The sequence below is a fragment of the Nonomuraea sp. NPDC048881 genome (genome assembly GCF_040649795.1).
In the GTDB taxonomy this organism is placed as follows: domain Bacteria; phylum Actinomycetota; class Actinomycetes; order Streptosporangiales; family Streptosporangiaceae; genus Nonomuraea.
Map to the genome: position 1 here is coordinate 377,057 of NZ_JBEZGC010000006.1, position 17,559 is coordinate 394,615.

A 17,559-nucleotide genomic window follows, 5' to 3' on the forward strand; every position below is an offset into this window, starting at 1 on the left:
GTGATCGTGCTGGTCTTCGTCGCTCTCGTCGTGGTGGCGCACCTTTATCTGTGGCATCGGATGGTGCGCTCCGCGACCCGCCCCGGGCGCGCCCGCAAGGCGCTGACCTGGGGCCTGGTCGGGCTCGTCCTGCTCGTGGTGGCCGCGTTCGCGGGCACGCGGATGGAGCTGGGCAACTGGCTGGCCTGGCCGGGCTACCTGTGGGTGGCGCTGATGTTCTACCTCGTGGTGTTCCTGCTGGTGCTGGAGGTGCCGCGGGCCGTCGCTTCGATGATCATCCGCAGGGGCGAGCGCGGGTCGGTGGCGGTCAAGGAGCCGGTCCCGGTCGCGGCGGTGGCGTCCGCCGCCCCGCCGTCCGGGCCCGCCACTGAGCCTGTTCCCCCTGCCGTGCCGCCCATGAGCAGGCGGCTCTTCCTGGGGCGCACCACCGCGGTGGTGGCCGGGGTCGGCGCGCTCGGCACGGTCGGTTACGGCATGACCAGCGCTCTGGGCGACCCGGTGCTGGAGCCGGTGCGGGTCCGGCTGCCCAAGCTCGACCCGAGACTGAACGGCCTGCGCTTCGCCGTGGTGAGCGACATCCACCTGGGCCCGCTCACGGGCGTCGGCCACACCGAGCGCATCGTCAGGATGATCAACGGCCTGCGTCCCGACGTGGTGGCCATCGTCGGCGACCTGGTGGACGGGTCCGTGGCCCAGTTGGGCGCCCTCGCCAAGCCCCTCAAAAGCCTTGAGTCCCGCTACGGGGCATATTTCGTGACCGGTAACCACGAGTACTACACGCAGAACGGCCCCCAGGAATGGATCGAGGAACTCGACCAGCTCGGCGTTCGCTCGTTGCGTAACGAGCGCGTGGAGATCAGCCACCAAGGCGCCGTACTCGACCTGGCCGGGGTGAACGACCTCAACGGCGAGGCCGTCGGCGACGGGCCCGACTTCGCCAAGGCGCTCGGCGGACGGACGCCCGGGCGCTCCACCGTGCTGCTCGCCCACCAGCCGGTACAGGTGGACCAGGCGGCCGGATTCGGCGTCGACCTGCAGCTGTCGGGGCACACGCACGGCGGCCAGATCGCGCCGTTCAACCTGGTGGTGGGCCTGCAGCAGCCCGTCGTGTCGGGGCTGGCCACGGTCGACGGCGTGCAGGTGTACGTCACCAGGGGCGCGGGGTTCTGGGGGCCGCCGGTGCGGGTCGGCGCGCCGCCCGAGATCACTATGCTGGAGCTGCGCTCCTGACTTTGCGCGACGCGGTCGCCACGTGGTGTCATCGTGGCGTAGTATCCGACCGGATACTCGCAGGAGGTGAGCATGGTGTCCTCCCCGGCCGAAGGGGCGTTGCGTCAGGCGGCTTCGCTCGCGCCCGACGTCGCCTTCTGGGCCAGGCGCGGCGGGCTGCTGTTCAGGCAGGCGCGCCACGCGGCGAGCATGAACCAGAAGGCGCTGGCCAGCAGGAGCGGCACCTCGCGCACCACGCTGTCGGCCTACGAGCACGGCAGGAAGTCGCCGACGCTGGAGACCGCCGGGCGCATCCTCGACGCGGCCGGGTTCCGGCTGGCCCTTGAGCCCAAGGTCGAGTTCGCCGTGCAGTCGGCGGGCGGGCGCTGCTTCCACGTCCCGAGCCGGCTACGGCGGCTGCCGGTGGCCGCGGCGCTGGGCGTCCTGAGGTTCGGCGGCCGGGTCTACGACCTGGCCGACCGCCACCAGCGCCGGGCGGCCTACTCGGCGCTGCTGAGCGAGGGCGGCCCCGCCGACCTGCTCGACCACGTCGACGGCGCGCTGCTGGTCGAGCTCTGGGGCGAGCTGGCGCTGCCGGCCGCCGTCCGCGCCGCCTGGATGCCTCTGGTGGAGCAGATCAGGCAAGAGGCCGGAGTAATGAATTGACGACGTTTTCGAGGGCCTATTCCATGTGGGTAACCTGCACGCCGACCCGCGAACGTAATACCCTCAGCCACGGACAAGCGGGTAATTCCGCGTTGTCTCCTGCCTTCCCATGTCCGGCCGACACCTGGATACGCTGAAATCATGACTGCCCCTAGGCGCGCTGCACATGTGCTGGCCCATGCGCCGTTCCGCCGTCTCTGGACGGCCATGTCGGTGTGCAGTCTGGGCGACTGGCTCAACATCCTGGCCCTGACCGCCCTCGCCGGAAACCTCAACCAGGGCGACTACCGCATGCAGTCGCTGGCCGTGGGCGGCGTGTTCATCGCCAAGATGTTGCCCGCGGTGCTGCTCGGGCCGCTGGCCGGGGTGTTCGCCGACCGGTTCGACCGGCGGCTGACCATGTTCACCGCAGACCTGGCCAGGTTCGCGGTCGTGTTGTCGATCCCGGTCATCGGCACCTATCAGTGGGTGATCGTCGCGACCGTCCTGGTCGAGTGCGTCAACCTGTTCTGGGTCCCGGCCAAGGACGCCACGGTGCCCAACCTGGTGCCCAAGGACCAGCTCGAATCCGCCAACCGCCTCAACCTGCTGGTCACCTACGGCAGCGCGCCGATCGCGGCCCTGCTGTTCGCCGCGCTGTCCCTGGCCGGCGACATGGGGCGCAGCGTCCTGCCGCTGCTCAACGGCATGGACCCGACCGCTCCGGCGCTGATCGTCAACTCCCTGGCCTACCTGGTGTCGGCCTTCCTGATCTTCACGTTGCGCGGCATCCCCAAGCGCGACGGCGCGATCTCGACGCCCTCGGTGCTCAAGCAGGTCGTCGAGGGCTGGCGTTTCGTGGGCGGCAACCGGCTCGTGCGCGGCCTGATCATCGGCATGCTCGGCGCGTTCGCCGCGGGCGGGGCCGTGGTCGGCGTGGCGAAGATCTACGTGGTGGCCCTCGGTGGCGGCGACGCGGCCTACGGCGTCGTGTTCGGCGCGGTCTTCGTCGGCATGGCGCTGGGCATGTTCGTCGGCCTCAGGCTGCTGCGCGGGCTGTCGCGGCGGCGGCTGTTCGGCCTGGCCATCACCGTGGCCGGGGTGGTGCTCGTGGCCATCGCGCTGATCCACAACCTGCCGATCGTCGTCATGCTGACCGTGCTGCTCGGGGCGTGCGCGGGCATCGCGTGGATCATCGGCTACACCCTGATCGGGCTGGAGGTCGAAGACGCGCTGCGCGGGCGCACGTTCTCGTTCCTGCAGTCCACGGCGCGGGTCACCCTGCTGCTCGTGGTGGCGGTGGCCAACCCGCTGGCGGCGCTCTTCGGCGCCCACGAGTTCGGCCTCGGCGCCATCGCCTACCGCTTCGACGGCACCAACCTGGTGCTCGTCATCGGCGGCGGTCTCGCGATGGCCGTCGGGATCCTGGCGCTGCGCCACATGGACGACAGGCAGGGCGTCTCGCTGTCGGCCGACCTTCTCGCGGCGGTGCGCGGCGAGCGTTACCCCGCCGAGCCGGCCGAGCACGTGCCGGGGCTGTTCATGGCGTTCGAGGGCGGCGAGGGGTCGGGCAAGACCACCCAGTCGCGACTGATCGCCATCTGGCTGCGCGACCAGGGCTACGACGTGGTCCAGACGCGGGAGCCCGGCTCGACCAAGATCGGCATGCGGTTGCGGGCCATCCTGCTCGACGCGGCCGAGCGAGGTCTGTCGGCCCGTTCGGAGGCCCTGCTCTACGCGGCCGACCGGGCCGAGCACGTCGAGAAGGTGATCCGCCCGGCGCTCTACCGGGGCTCGCTGGTGATCAGCGACCGCTACGTCGACTCGTCCCTGGCCTACCAGGGCGCCGGCCGGGCGCTCGATCCCGAAGACGTGTCCAAGATCAACGCGTGGGCGACGGGCGGCCTCGTGCCGCATCTGACCGTGCTCATCGACACGCCGCCCGAGGTGGGGCTCACCCGGCTGGGCGGGGCGGCCGACCGCATCGAGTCCGAGCCGCTGGAGTTCCACCAGCGGGTGCGCAAGGAGTTCCGCGCGCTGGCCGCCGCCGATCCCGGCCGCTACCTCGTGGTCGACGGCACGATGCCGCCCGAGGTGCTGACCCGCCAGATCCAGGACCGCATCCGCGAGATCCTGCCCGACCCGGTGCCCCGGGAGTCCGAAGACGCCACGGGCACGATGCCCGCCATCCGCGACTAGCCTTACGCCGTGACAGTTTTCGATGACCTCGTCGGGCAGAACCAGGCGATCTCCGTGCTGTCGCGGGCCGCTGCGGCGGCCGGCGAGGCCGTCAAGGGCGGTCGCGGCGCCGGAATGACGCACGCCTGGCTGTTCACCGGCCCGCCCGGCTCGGGCCGGGAGGAGGCCGCGCGCGCCTTCGCCGCCGCGCTGCTGTGCCCCGACGCCGGTTGCGGCCACTGCGACCAGTGTCACCAGGTGCTCATCGGCTCTCACCCCGACCTGGAGTCCGTACGTCCTGAAGGCCTGTCCTACAGCGTCAAGCAGACCCGCGAGCTCATCCTGCGGGCCGCTGGCGCGCCCACCCAGGGTCGCTGGCGGGTCATCCTGTTCGAAGACGCCGACCGCGCCACGGAGTCGGCGGCCAACGCCCTGCTCAAGGCCATCGAGGAGCCGCCGCCGCGCACGGTCTGGCTGCTGTGCGCGCCCGCTCCCGACGACCTCATGATCACCATCAGGTCGCGTTGCCGTCAGGTCACGCTGACCACGCCGTCCACCGAGGCCGTCGCGCACGTGCTGGCCACCCGCGACAGCGTGCCGTGGGAGACCGCCGCGTTCGCCGCGCGGGCCGCGCAGGGGCACATCAGCAGGGCGCGGTCACTGGCCCTCGATGAAGGCGCCCGCCTCCGGCGGGAGGCCGTGCTCGGCATCCCGCGCACGCTGACCGGGGTGGGCGAGTGCGTGTCCGCCGCCGAACGCCTGGTCAAGACGGCCGAGGAAGAGGCCGCGGCGGCCACGGCGGCGCTCAACGAGAACGAGACGGCCGAGCTGCGCAAGATCTACGGCGAGGGCTCCACGGGCAAGGGGCTCAACCGGGGGCTGGTGCGCGGCGGGGCGGGCGCGCTCAAGGAGCTGGAGGACCGGCAGAAGTCCCGGGCCACCCGCATCAAACGGGATTCGCTCGACGCCGCGCTGCTGGAGCTGGTGTCGTACTACCGCGACGTGCTGGCCATGCAGTTCGGGGCGGGGGTGGAGCTGGCCAACGACGACATCCGGTTCGATCTCGACCAGCTCGCCAGGTCGTCCACGCCGGAGGAGACGCTGCGGCGGATCGACGCGATCATGCGGTGCCGGGAGCGGCTGGGGGCCAACGTCAATCCGCAGATGGCGGTGGAGGCGATGATGTTGTCGCTGCGCGGGGCGGCGGCCTGAGCCGATCCCGGCCACTGCCTGTGGTGGCTGCGCGGGCTGCTTGAGGGGTCGCCTGGGGAGGCTCGCCTTGGGGGCCTGGCCGCGGCTGCCTGCGGTTTCCGCCTTCTCGCTTGTCAGGAGGGCGAAAAGATAGCTGGGTGACCGGAGCAGCAAGTGAGCCCGCGAAGCGTCTCTGTAGCGTGGAAGTCGAACTGCTCTCCCAACAACAGGCCCTGGCGCGGCAACAGGTCGATGTGGCATCGATCTTCGCCGAGCATCATGTCGGCCTCGTGCGGCTCGCCCTGATCATGGTCGGTGATCAGGCCACCGCCGAAGACGTCGTACAGGAGGCGTTCGCACGTACGCACGCCGGCCGGGCCCGTCTGCGGGACGCCGACAAGGCGCTGGCCTATGTGCGTTCCGCCGTGCTCAACGGGTGCCGGTCCGTCCTGCGCAGACGGGCGACGGTGTTCCGGCGGGCGGTGCCCTACGAGCCGCCGGTCTGGTCGGCGGAGAGCGCCGCGCTGCTGGGCGAGGAGCGGCGGGAGGTGCTGCTCGCCCTGCGGGAGCTGCCGCGCAGGCAGCGTGAGGCGCTGACCCTGCGCTACTACTTCGACCTGTCCGACCAGGAGGTCGCCGCGACCATGGGCGTCAACGCGAGCACGGCCAGGTCCACGATCGCGCGAGGGCTCGCCGCTCTCGGCCGGGCGCTTGGGGAGGAATCATGAACAGTCCGATGGAAGACAGGCTTCGTGCCGCGCTCGTCGAGGCCGGCGCGACCGTCGACACTGGCGCGCTCAAGCCGCTGCGCACGCCGGAGCGGCGCCGGAGCCGGGTGGACCTCCGGCTGGTGAGCGCGGCCGTGGCGGTGGTGCTCGCGGGGGCTACGACCGCCGTCTGGCTGGGCGTGCGAGGCGACGAGCACGTGGCGACGCTGGCCGGCCCCCCCGGCGGTCAGGCCGATGCCCAAGAGCTGACGATCTTCCTCTGTTCGAGGTCGGCCAGCGGGAAGGCGCCGTCCTGTCAGGGGCAGGGCGTCACGCCTGATCAGGCGAAGTCGATCGCCAAGGCGGCGAAGGAGGTGTCCGGCGTCATCTCGCTCATGTATGTGGATCAAGCCGAAGCCTTCGAGAGCTTCCGGCGCGACTTCGCACACAATCAGCGGCTGCTCGACGCGGTGACGGTCGACGACCTGCGTGCCTCGTTCCGGCTGCGGCTTGAGCCCGGCACGGACCCGGTGCCGGTGAAGCAGGCACTCAGCTCGCTCCCGGGGGTCGAGGACATCGACTTGGTGCCCTCCGCCGCTTCTCTTCCGTCATCCGGCACTCAGGTCAGCGTCTTCCTCTGCGGCGACGGTTCGGCGCTGCCCGCCTGCGGGGCCGAACGTGCGGCGGACGGCGAGAAGATCGTGAAGGAGGGCAAGGGGGCCACGACCAGACAGAAGGCCGAGATCGTCGCACTCCTGCGCGCGTCCAAGCAGGTCAAGTCCATCCTCTTCGAGGACCAGTCGACGGCGTACGAGAACTTCAAGCGCAGCTACCAGGACAACAAGGCGCTGCTCGCCGCCACCAAGGTCGGGGACATGCCGGAGTCGTACCGGTTGCAGATGAGGTCGGAGCGCGACGACTGGAGCGCGCTGCTGAAGGCCCTGAGACGGCAGCGGGGTGTCGCATCCGTCGTCGACCGCCGTTGTACGGTCGACGCGGCTCTGGCCATGGCCCGCTACCGGGTCTCCCTGCCGAAGGGCCAGGACTGCCGAATGGGCGGTTGATTCAAGATCGGGCCCGGTGCCCCTCACGTTCACCGGGTGGACACACGTAGTGTGGCAACGGAAGGCCGTAACAACCCCCGAGGCCGTCAGGGAGGCGAGCTCGAGCCCATGGGAATGATCATGGCCGTGAGCTTCACGCGCTACGGGAGGCTCTACTACCTCGATCCGGGCGGGCACACCTTCAAGGTCGGCGACAAGGTGCTGGTGCCGACCGATTCGGGCCCCGAGGTGGCGGAGTGTGTGTGGGCGCCGCAGTACACGAGCGAGGACATCGACGGTCTGCCCGTGTGCGAGGGGCCGGCGGGTGAGGAACACCTCTCGCGTGACGAGTCCAACAAACGCCGCAGGGCCGAGGCCCGCAGCGTGTCGAAGAAGCTGATCAAACGGCACACGCTGCCGATGAAGGTCGTCGGCATCGACTATCTCGACCAGGACAACGTCTACACCGTCTACTTCTCGGCCCCTCATCGGGTCGACTTCCGGGCCTTGGTCCGCGACCTGGCCCGTAACCTGCGGGCCAGGGTCGAGCTGCGGCAGATCGGTCCCAGGGACGAGGCGCGGCTGCAGGGCGGCATCGGTCCCTGCGGCCGTGACCTGTGCTGTGCCACGTTCCTGAAGGATTTCGAGCCCGTGTCCGTGCGCATGGCCAAAGACCAGGATCTGCCGGTCAACCCGTTGCGCATCGCGGGGGCTTGTGGGCGGCTCATGTGCTGCCTGAAGTACGAGCACCCGTTGTACGTCGAGAGCCGGTACAGGATGCCTCGCGCGGGAAGCCGGGTGAGCACGCCGCAGGGCGAGGGGATCGTCACCGGGCACAACGTCCCCGCCGACACGGTGACGGTGCGCCTGGACGATGGTGGGAGGCGCTGTGCGTGCCCTTCCGCATCGGTGTGTTCGCCCCGCATCCAGCACGACACGATGTACGGCAACCAGGAGGAATCGCCCGACCACAAGGCTTCCGGGGGCGGTGAGGACGTCTGAACCCTCATCCCGTTCTGGCCCAAGTGGCGTTCATGGGCGGCCGGTAACAGGCTGACGGCCTTCCCGAAGGCGACGGGGAGGCCGTAGGGGCTACAGCGCGAGGGGCATGGCTGTGGCGGCTCCCATGCGGCCCCTCGTACGGCCCCGGGCTCATTGATGAGGCTCACTGTGGCAAAAAGCACCAGCTCACAGCAACCCCATCCAAAGCGCCAGCCCATCACCGCAGTAGCTGCACCGGCGCGCCGCTCGGAGCCCTGACAACCCCACCGGAGGCGCTGTCTCACAGCCGTAGCAGCCCCAGCCAGGGCACCAGCCCGCCACTGCAGCAGCTCCATCGGAAGTGCCACTCGGAGCCGGAGTAGCCCCGTCGGAAGCGCCGATTCGCGGTTGTAAGAGTCCCACCGAGGCGGCGCTCTCGACGCCGCCACCTGAGACACCAGTCCGCCGCGGCTCCGGCCTGCAGCACCAACTCGCTGCAGTCCCAACGGTGGGCCAGGCCCGAACAGCCTCAGCGGGGGATCAGCTCACAACAGCGCCGTCTGAGCAGCCCCGCAGCCCCCGGCGAGGCACCGGCCCATCGACCCCAGCAGAATCCCAGGTCCACCTCAGGCACCGGCCACAGCAGCGCGCCCGAAGCGCCACCTCCGGCGCCTGTCTTGAGGGGGCAGTTTGTGAAGTCCGTTCGAAGTGCCCGAGTCAGCCATCCGCCCCGCCCGCGCCTCCGGCCTTGTCCCGCCCGCGCCCCCGGCCTCGTCACGCGTCGGCCTGGCCTGGCCTCGTCACGCGTCGGCCTGGCCCGGCCCGGCTCGGCCTGGCTGGGTACGGCCTGGGTGTGCGGGGTGCCGTTCAGCAGGGGGCTGGGGTGGGGTGGTGGACAAGCCGGTCGGGTGGGAGATGCGGGGCTGGAGCGGCTGGTCGTCGTACGTTGGGTGCGTCACTTCCATGTACGACGCATTCGGCCGCAGGCTACGGAGGCTGATGGCCGTGCGCCCGGGGTGGGGGCCGGACTCGTTGTCCTCTGCGGTCTCGTCGTTCGCCGTGGTCATCGGAGGTGGGATCTAGATCTCTGGAGAGTCATGAAGAAGCCGGTGCAGTCGAGGGACGGCGGGCCCGCAGTGCAGGTGATGCTCTCACCTGCCAACGTGTGGCGTGCCGGGCTTGCCATGGCGGCCGTCGTCGCGGTGGCGTTCTTCGTCCGGTTCGTGATCACGGACGCGGGTGCGCTGATCGCCATGCTGGTGATGGCCTGGTTCCTCTCTCTGGCCATGGAGCCCGCCGTGCGGCGCATGTCGCGGCACATGCGCCGAGGCAGAGCGACGCTGCTGGTGATGACGTTGTTCATCCTGGCATTCGTGATCTTCATGGTCCTGTTCGGCAGCATGTTCGTGCAGCAGGTCGCGGTGCTGCTGAAGGCTCTGCCCGACGTCATCGCGGGCGTCGTCGAGTGGGTCAACGCCCGTCTCGGCACTCGTTATGAGATCTCCGACATTCTCAAGTCCATCAAACTCACCCCGCAGCAGGCGGCCGAGTACGCGCAGGGCGCGCTCGGCGGGGTGCTGGGGCTGCTGGGCACGGTGACCGGAACGCTGTTCAACCTGTTCACCCTGGCGCTGCTGACGTTCTACTTCTCGGCGGACGGGCCGAGGCTGCGGCGGTGGCTCGCGCAGTTGCTGCCCGGCCGGCTCCAGCAGGTCTTCATCAGCGTCTGGGACGTCTCCACGATCAAGACCGGTGGGTACGTCTCCTCCCGGCTCATCCTGGCCGCCATCAACGGCACGGCGTCGGCCCTGGTGTTCCGGCTGCTGGACATGCCATCCTGGCTGGCGCTCGGTGCGTGGACGGGGCTGGTCGCCCAGCTCGTGCCCACCATCGGCACCTACATCTCCATCGCCCTGCCGGTGGTGGTGGGACTGGTCTCGTCACGTCCCTGGGTCGGTCTGGCCGCGCTGGCGTGGGGCGTCGTGTACCAGCAGGTGGAGAACCTGACGCTGGAGCCGAAGATCAGCTCGCGGGCGGTGGACATCCATCCCGGGGTGTCCTTCGCCGCCGTGATCGCGGGGGCGTCGCTGTTCGGCGCGATGGGCGCGCTGCTGGCCATCCCCATCGTGGCCATGCTGTTGTCGCTGATCGACACGTTCGCCACCCGTCAGGAGCTGCGGGAGGCCATGGCCGCCGAATCGGCGCCGCCGAAGGGTGGACGCGGAGGAACGTCCTCGAAGGACGGCCCCGGCTCGCCGCCGCCGAAGTGACGTGGACCGGAGCGGATCGACGATCGTTCCGGCAGGGCTGCCGAGCGGAGACGCCCCGGGCCCTCCGGCCGGTGTCACGTGCGACGGTACGGGCGGTGGCCGGTCAGCCGCGGGGATAGCCGGGGATCTGGCGACGTTGGGTCGCGGTGCCGATCCAGTGGAAGAGGTCCAGCGCGACCGATACGGCGATCCAGAACCAGTCCGCGCCTCTCAGGCCGACGCCGGGCACGTACAGGATCACGTACATCAACGTGGTGAACGGCAGGAAGATCAGCCCGAGGAGAGGCCAGATCCACGTGTGGAAGGCGGCGCTGACCAGAGCGGGCCGCGCCACCCAGATGATGAAAACGGCAAGTCGCGGAAAGAGGCCCGCGAAGATCGCGAACAGACATCCCATGGCGGCCCACGTCCCTCCATCACGCCTCGCCGGAAGGTAGGCGAAGTGGATGGTCCCCGCCGCCGGGGCTGCTCATCCTCGACGTTGTGCATGGAAAGTCCCTGCTTCGATTTGCCTGCCCGGGTGCTGTCTCGGCGCACTGAGGGTTATTTCCGAAAAATGCACACATTTGCTTGAGGGAAGTCTTTGCCTTCTCGCGGTGGCCGCCCGATCGGGAACAGGGGATCAGAAGCATGGACGGCGGCTTGGCAGGGCGATGCCGTCATATATGCCGTGATGCGGCCGTTGCGGATCTTCCGCTGGGAGTCCCGGGTCATGGGGGCCTGTCCGCCCGGAGAGCCGGTCACGGACCTGTTCCCGGCGGCGGCCCGCACTGCCTTCCGGGGCGTCCGCAGCTGCTCGTCGATGCAACCGATCAGGAGGAACAAGCCCAATGAGCAACCTCATCGCGATCTCCTATCCCGACCTCCCCACCGCGATCGCCGTACGTGACCGCCTCGCCGACCTGCAACGACAGAACCTGATCACGATGGAGGACGTGGCCATCGTCGAACGCCGGGCCGACGGGACGATCAAACTCCACCAGACCAGCGGTACGACGGGTATGGGTGCGGCCGGCGGAGCGCTGTGGGGTGGCCTGATCGGGATGTTGTTCTTCGTGCCGCTCTTCGGCATGGCGATGGGCGCCGCCACCGGAGCGGCCGCCGCAGCGATGACCGACGCCGGCGTCAACGACGAGTTCATGAGGGAAATCGCCGGAAAGCTCGAACCCGGCACCGCCGCGCTGTTCGTCTTGGTCGTGCAGAGTACGCCGGACAAGGTCATCCCGGAGATCCAGTCGTACGGCGGACATGTCATCCAGACCTCGCTCAATCGTGAGGAGGAGGCGCAACTGCGCGAGATGATGGAGGGGATCGGCGCCCGGTGAACGGAACGCCGCACGCCGCCACGGATCCGCGGTGCGCCCGCCCCGCCTCGCCTCGCCTCGCCTCGCCGCGTGAGCGCGGCGCGTTCGCTTCGTCGCGAGGGTGAGAGTTGAGCACCCTTTGTCCAAGGGGGTCCGGTCATCATCAAGAGAGGTCGTCATGGGGAAGGTGCCCGATCCGGCCGACGGTCATCGGTCGCCGGCCGAAGGCGCCCACAGGGACTACACCGGCGCGGTCTACGGATCACTGCTCGCCGCCTCCGTGGTGGCCGGTGCCGCGTCGCTCGGCAGGTTCCCGCGTCTGGAGATGATCATCCTGCTGCTGGGGACCAGCGCGGTGTTCTGGGCCGCTCATGTCCACGCCCGCCTGTTCGGCGCCCGTGCGGTCTTCCAGAGCATGAGCGTGGCCGACATCCGCCGGGCCTGCGCCGAGGAGTGGCCGATCGTCACGGCGGCCGTTCCGCCGGCCGTCGCCGTGGCCGTCGGGCCGTTGCTGGGCCTCGAACCGCAGGGCACCGCCTGGCTGGCCCTCGGGGTCGCGGTGGCCGGGCAGGTCGGCTGGTCGGCCGCGGCGGCCGTGGGGATCGGCGCCTCCGCTCGCATGGTGCTGGTCACGAGCGTGATCAATCTGCTGCTCGGGCTGGTGATCGTGGTGCTGAAGGCCGCGTTCCACCATTGACCGGACGCCCGCCGGGACGGCCGCTCCGACCGCAGAGGCGGCCGGTCATCCGTGGCGACGGCCGCCACGGAACCGGCCGCCACGGAGGCGGGCACCACGGAGGCGGCGAGCATCATGCCGGATTCACATCGAGGTGGTCATGCGCAGGTGGATGATGTGCCGCAGTGATCCCGTCCTTGAAGGGGCCGGCGCCGGTTCGTACGGCGAAGGCGCCGCCCTCCTCGCCACCGATCGAGCTCGGCGAGCGCGACGGCGGGGTGGACCGTGACCGGACCCGCAGCCCCCGGGAGCTCGGCCGCCTTCGCGAAGAGCCCGCTGACTCCGCTGGCCCTCGCCCAGTTCATCTGCAGCTTCGCCGGCTCGAACATGAACGTGATGATCAACGACATCGGCAGGGACCTGAACACCACGGTGAAGGGCGTGCAGAGCACGATCACGCTCTTCCTGTTGATCATGGCCGTGCTGATGATCCCGTGCAGCAAGCTGACTGATCGCTGGGGACGCAAAAAGTGTTTCCTCGCGGGCCTCACCCTGTACGGGATCGGCGCTCTGACCAGCGCGTTCTCGCCCAGCCTCGCGGTGCTGATCCTCGGCAACTCGGTTCTCGAAGGGGTGGGGACAGCGTTGCTGATCCCGCCCGTCTACATTCTCGCGACGATGGCCTTCGACGATCTGCGGTCGCGGGCCCGCGCCTTCGGCCTGATCAGCGGACTGGGAGGTGTCGGCGCGGCCGCGGGCCCGCTGATCGGCGGTTTCATCGCGACGGCGATCACCTGGCGTGCCGCGTTCGTCTTCCAGGCGGTGGTGGTCGCGGTGATCGTCTTTCTCAGCCGCCGGATCGCCGACCCGGTGCCGCCGGATCCGACCCGGCCCTTCGACACCGCCGGCGCGGTCCTGTCGGCCGTCGGCATGTTCTTCGTGGTGTTCGGGATCCTCCAGGCCGGCAAGAACGCCCTGCTGATGACGGCGTTCCTCGTCGTCGGAGTGGGCTTCCTGATCTGGTTCTTCCTGCACATCCGGGCTCGGGAACGCGCCGGGAAGGAGCCGTTGCTCACGACGCGCCTGTTCCGGAACCGTACGTCCGATCTCGGCCTCGTCACCCAGAACATGCAGTGGCTGGTGCTCATGGGGACGTCCTTCGTGGTCGCGGTCTTCCTGCAGAAGGTCCGCGGGTACAACGCCGTCCAGACGGGTGTCGTCTTCACCGCGGCGACCGCGGGGATCCTGGTGAGCTCCCTGGCGGCGGAGCGGCTCACCAAGAAGCACGCCCAGAAGAACCTGATCTCGGCGGGTTTCGCCATGACCGTGGCCGGGATCGTCGTCCTGCTCGCCCTGGTGGAAGCGTCGTCGCGGGTCGTCGCCTTCGTGCCGGGGCTGTTGCTGATCGGGCTGGGCGTGGGCGTGATGCTCACGCCGTCGGTCAACGTCGTGCAGTCCAGTTTTCCCGAGGAACAGCAGGGCGAGATCTCCGGATTGTCGCGCAGCGTGTCCAATCTCGGCTCGTCGTTCGGCACGGCGATCGCCGGCACGATCCTCATCTCCGGGCTGGCCGAAGGGAACCGGTCCTATGCCCTCGCCATGATCGCTCTTGCGATCTTCGCCCTGGTGGGCCTGGCCGCCGCGATCCGGCTCCCCGCCGACCCCCGGTGACGCCGCCCCCCGGTGACGCCGAGACGTCGAGACGTCGAGACGCCGAGACGCCGAGACGCCGTGCGCGGTCTACCGCCCGCCCGGTTCGGCACGGTCGAGTTGTTCGTCGAGGGCGACGGCCGCGGCGATGAGCGCCAGATGGGTGAACGCCTGCGGGAAGTTGCCGAGCTGCGCGCCTGACGGGCCGATCTCCTCGGCGAACAGGCCGACGTGGTTGGCGTAGGTGAGCATCTTGTCGAAGGCGTAACGGGCCTGCTGCAGCCGTCCGGCGCGGGCCAGGGCCTCGACGTAGAGGAAACTGCACAGGTTGAACGTTCCCTCCGACCCGCGCAGGCCGTCGGGGGAGGCGGCGGGGTCGTAGCGGTAGACGAGGCTGTCGCTGACCAGCTCCTGGTCGATGGCGTCCAGGGTGCTCAGCCAGGCCGGGTCGCGGGGGGAGATGAACCCGACCCGGGGCATGAGCAGCAGCGAGGCGTCCAGCACGTCGGTGCTGTAGTGCTGGACGAAGGCCTGCCGGTCAGGGCTCCAGCCGCGGTCCATGATCTGGTTGAAGACGGCGTCCCGGACACTCATCCAGCGCACGAGGTCAGCGGGACGCGAGTGGGTGGTGGCCATCCGGATGCCGCGATCGAAGGCGACCCAGGTCATCAGCCGGCTGTAGGTGAACTCCTGGCGCCCGCCGCGGGTCTCCCAGATGCCCTCGTCGGGACGGTCCCAGGTGTCGGCCAGCCAGTCGAGCAGCTTGGCGAAGGACCGCCAGCCGCGGATGCCGCCGATCTCCTGGGCCTGGGCCAGGGCGTCGGCGACTTCACCGTAGATGTCGAGCTGGAGCTGATCGGAGGCGGCGTTTCCGGCCCGTACCGGCCGGGAGTGCCGGTATCCCGCCAGATGGTCGAGCACTTCCTCGGTCAGATGGGGATCCCCGTCGATCCGGTACATGATCTGCAGTGGCTCACCGGAGGCGCGGCCGGCGAGGAGCCGTTCATGCAGCCACGTACGGAACGCCTGGGCCTCCTCGACGAAGCCGAGGCCGATCAGGGCCCGGACGGACAGGGAGGCGTCGCGGACCCAGGTGTAGCGGTAGTCCCAGTTGCGTTCGCCGCCGATCTGCTCCGGCAGCCCCATCGTGGCGGCGGCGATCGGAGCGCCGGTGGGCGCGTACGTGAGGAGTTTGAGAGTGATCGCCGACCGGTTCACCATGTCACGCCAGCGACCCCGGTACCGGGACGCGCGCAGCCAACCGTGCCAGAAGGCGCGGCAGGCCTCGAAGCTGTCGCGGATCCCGTCGGCGGTCACGGGCGGCACGGCCTGGTCGTCGCCGCTGCAGCTGGTCAGGACGATCGCCGCCGTCTGGCCGGCCTGGAGGGTGAAGTCCGCGACGATGTCCTCACCGTCCGGACGCAGGGCGACAGGGCCGGCGGCCTGCAGGTGGAGGTTCGTGCCGGGGCCCTGGAAGACCGCCGATCCGGCGTCGCCGAGCGCGAGGGTGTGCGGTGCCCGCCCGTAGTCGAAGCGGGGACGGCAGGAGAAGACGAAGGGCAGGCTCCCGCGGACCACCCGGACGAACCGCACCAGGCGGTGCCGGCCGGAAGGGGTGCTGGAGGTGTTCGGCTCCATGAAGTCGGCGACCTCGCCGACGCCGCCGGAAGCCATGAACCGGGTGACGAGGACGGCGGTGTCCGGCAGGTAGAGTTGCCGCACGGCCGCCTCGTCGCTGCCCTCCATGTCGGCGGCCAGCCGGCAGTGGCCTCCGCGCTCGCTGTCGAGGATGGACGCGAAGAGGCTCGGGGAGTCGAACCGGGGCGTGCACCACCAGTCGATGGTGCCGTCACTGGAGACGAGCGCGGCGGTCTGCAGGTCTCCGATCATGCCGTGGTCCGCGATCTGCGGGTAGCCGTTCATCGATGCCTCCGTTGTTCGCCGGACATACCGGACGACTGCCTCCGGACGTGTCGACTGAGCGACCGTCACCGGGGGGACGGAGCAGCCTTTTCAGGCTAACTCCTGGTATCGCCGGAAGTCATCCAGGGTGACGACCGCGCGCCTCGGCCCGGCGATTCGCCGGATGGCGTCCAGGGGGTGGTTTCCTGGTGCGGTGCGTGAATACCGCTCGTGGGGAGCCCTCGCCCTGCTGCCCGTGCCGGGCGTGTCGCGCTGGCGGGTCGCGCGGTGGCTGCGCCGCGTCGTGGCGGGGGGCGTGGTGCCGGTGGTGCTTCTCGCCGGTGGGTGTGGCCGTCCGGAGGAGCGGGTGGTGCGGGGGCTCGGCTGGTCCGACTGTGGGGACGGCTTCGAGTGCGGGACGTTGCGGGTGCCGCTCGACCACGACCGTCCCGACGGTGAGCGGCTTGAGCTGGCGGTCGTCCGGCTGCCCGCGACGGGCGACCGGATCGGCTCGCTGGTGCTGAACCCGGGTGGGCCGGGGGCGTCCGGGGTCGAGTACGCCAGGGCCGCCCGGCTGGTGGTGGGCGAGAAGGTGCGGGAGCGGTTCGACGTCGTCGGGTTCGATCCGCGCGGGATCGGCCGGTCCGCGCCGGTCGAGTGTCTCGACGACGAGGCTCTCGACGCCTTCGTCGCCATGGACACCACCCCCGACACCCCTGAGGAGCGAGGTGCGCTGGAGACTGCGGCGCGGCGGTTCGCGGACGGCTGCCGGAAGCACTCGGGCCGGCTCCTGCCCCACCTGGGCACCGTGGACGTGGCCCGCGACCTGGACCTGCTGCGCCAATCCCTGGGCGACCAGAAGCTGACCTATCTCGGCAAGTCGTACGGCACCTTTCTCGGGGCCGTCTATGCGGACCTGTTCCCCGGCAAGGTGCGCGCGCTCGCGCTGGACGGCGCCCTCGACCCGGCCGACTCGCGGGTGCTGGTGAACACCGAGCAGGCCGTGGGGTTCGAGCAGGCGCTGCGCGCGTACGTCGAGGACTGCCTGGGCGACCGCGACTGCCCGTTCGCCGGCCGGCCGGTCGAAGAGGCGACGGACGAGGTCGGGGCCCTGATCCAGCGCGCGGACACCCGGCCCCTGGAAGGCGGCGGCCGGCGGGTCACCGAGGCGCTGGCCACCCTCGGCGCGCTGACGCCGCTCTACGACCGTGCCTCCTGGCCGGAACTCACCGAGGCGCTACGCCGGGCGCTGAACGGCGACGGCTCACTCCTGCTGCGCAACGCCGACCAGCTCGCCGGCAGGCAGGACGACGGCACCTACTCCAACCAGCTGGCGGCCAATCTGGCGGTGAACTGCGTCGACGGCCCGTATCCGGCGACGGCCGCGGCGTTCGCGGAGGATGCGGCGCAGGCGTCCAGGAAGGCGCCCCGGTTCGGGGCGTACATCGTGTGGTCGTCCTTGCCGTGTGCGTTCTGGCCGGCTCGGCCCACCTTCTCGCCGCACCGCCTGACCGCCGCCGGGGCTCCTCCGATCCTGGTCGTCGGCACGAAACGGGACCCGGCGACGCCGTACGGGTGGGCTCGGGCGTTGGCGGGTGAGCTGCGGTCCGGCGTGCTGCTGACCTACGACGGCGATGGGCACACCGCGTACGGGAACGGCTCTTCGTGTGTGGACGACGCCGTGGACCGGTATCTCGTGGAGGGGGTGCCGCCGAAGGACGGCGCGATCTGTCCGGGCATCCGGTGATCGGGAGGAGCAAGAACCCTTAGATCTCCTGTAGACTCTTCCAAGCCGTACAGGCA

The 17,559-nt window shown here is 70.1% G+C and carries 14 protein-coding genes; 12 read left to right on the forward strand and 2 right to left on the reverse strand.

Annotation, left to right across the window (positions count from 1 at the left end; translation table 11 throughout):
* From AB0C33_RS23850 to AB0C33_RS23885, 8 genes are all read left to right on the forward strand, one after another.
* A complete protein-coding gene (locus AB0C33_RS23850; RefSeq protein ID WP_358291485.1) occupies positions 1 to 1,230 on the forward strand; it encodes a metallophosphoesterase in 1,230 nt (409 codons plus the stop codon).
* 72 nt (positions 1,231 to 1,302) lie between these two features.
* Positions 1,303 to 1,875 (forward strand): helix-turn-helix transcriptional regulator, encoded by a 573-nt coding sequence (locus AB0C33_RS23855; RefSeq protein WP_358291487.1) that lies wholly within the window; start codon positions 1,303 to 1,305, stop codon positions 1,873 to 1,875.
* Between the two features lie 141 nt (positions 1,876 to 2,016).
* Positions 2,017 to 4,053, forward strand: a complete 2,037-nt coding sequence (tmk, locus tag AB0C33_RS23860) for a dTMP kinase (protein ID WP_358291489.1) — start codon at positions 2,017 to 2,019, stop codon at positions 4,051 to 4,053.
* A gap of 9 nt (positions 4,054 to 4,062) precedes the next feature.
* A complete protein-coding gene (locus AB0C33_RS23865; RefSeq protein ID WP_358291491.1) occupies positions 4,063 to 5,244 on the forward strand; it encodes a DNA polymerase III subunit delta' in 1,182 nt (393 codons plus the stop codon).
* 179 nt (positions 5,245 to 5,423) lie between these two features.
* Positions 5,424 to 5,951 (forward strand): SigE family RNA polymerase sigma factor, encoded by a 528-nt coding sequence (locus AB0C33_RS23870; RefSeq protein WP_358291493.1) that lies wholly within the window; start codon positions 5,424 to 5,426, stop codon positions 5,949 to 5,951.
* Complete coding sequence (locus AB0C33_RS23875) at positions 5,948 to 6,994, forward strand: permease-like cell division protein FtsX (RefSeq protein WP_358291495.1); 1,047 nt, start codon at positions 5,948 to 5,950, stop codon at positions 6,992 to 6,994. Before AB0C33_RS23870 ends, AB0C33_RS23875 begins: the two co-directional genes overlap by 4 nt.
* 120 nt (positions 6,995 to 7,114) lie before the next feature.
* A complete protein-coding gene (ricT, locus tag AB0C33_RS23880) occupies positions 7,115 to 7,975 on the forward strand; it encodes a regulatory iron-sulfur-containing complex subunit RicT (protein WP_358291822.1) in 861 nt (286 codons plus the stop codon).
* Between the two features lie 1,076 nt (positions 7,976 to 9,051).
* A complete protein-coding gene (locus AB0C33_RS23885) occupies positions 9,052 to 10,224 on the forward strand; it encodes an AI-2E family transporter (RefSeq protein ID WP_358291497.1) in 1,173 nt (390 codons plus the stop codon).
* Positions 10,225 to 10,327: 103 nt separating this feature from the next.
* On the opposite strand, the gene AB0C33_RS23890 is transcribed toward AB0C33_RS23885, so the two are convergent.
* On the reverse strand, positions 10,328 to 10,621 hold the full coding sequence (locus AB0C33_RS23890) for a hypothetical protein (protein WP_352358484.1): 294 nt from the start codon (positions 10,619 to 10,621) through the stop codon (positions 10,328 to 10,330).
* A gap of 433 nt (positions 10,622 to 11,054) precedes the next feature.
* Here AB0C33_RS23890 and AB0C33_RS23895 point away from each other — a divergent pair, with 433 nt between their 5' ends.
* The 3 genes from AB0C33_RS23895 (at position 11,055) to AB0C33_RS23905 (ending at position 13,875) form a co-directional block, all read left to right on the forward strand.
* A complete protein-coding gene (locus tag AB0C33_RS23895; RefSeq protein WP_358291499.1) occupies positions 11,055 to 11,549 on the forward strand; it encodes a DUF1269 domain-containing protein in 495 nt (164 codons plus the stop codon).
* Positions 11,550 to 11,706: 157 nt separating this feature from the next.
* Positions 11,707 to 12,225, forward strand: a complete 519-nt coding sequence (locus AB0C33_RS23900; protein ID WP_358291501.1) for a hypothetical protein — start codon at positions 11,707 to 11,709, stop codon at positions 12,223 to 12,225.
* A 264-nt stretch (positions 12,226 to 12,489) separates the two neighbouring features.
* Positions 12,490 to 13,875, forward strand: coding sequence for an MFS transporter (locus AB0C33_RS23905; protein ID WP_358291503.1), 1,386 nt, complete (start codon positions 12,490 to 12,492; stop codon positions 13,873 to 13,875).
* Between the two features lie 69 nt (positions 13,876 to 13,944).
* On the opposite strand, the gene AB0C33_RS23910 is transcribed toward AB0C33_RS23905, so the two are convergent.
* Positions 13,945 to 15,777, reverse strand: a complete 1,833-nt coding sequence (locus tag AB0C33_RS23910; protein WP_358291505.1) for a glycoside hydrolase family 15 protein — start codon at positions 15,775 to 15,777, stop codon at positions 13,945 to 13,947.
* 193 nt (positions 15,778 to 15,970) lie between these two features.
* Between AB0C33_RS23910 and AB0C33_RS23915 the strand changes: the two genes are divergently transcribed.
* A complete protein-coding gene (locus AB0C33_RS23915; RefSeq protein WP_358291507.1) occupies positions 15,971 to 17,503 on the forward strand; it encodes an alpha/beta hydrolase in 1,533 nt (510 codons plus the stop codon).
* The last annotated feature ends 56 nt before the right edge of the window (positions 17,504 to 17,559 follow it).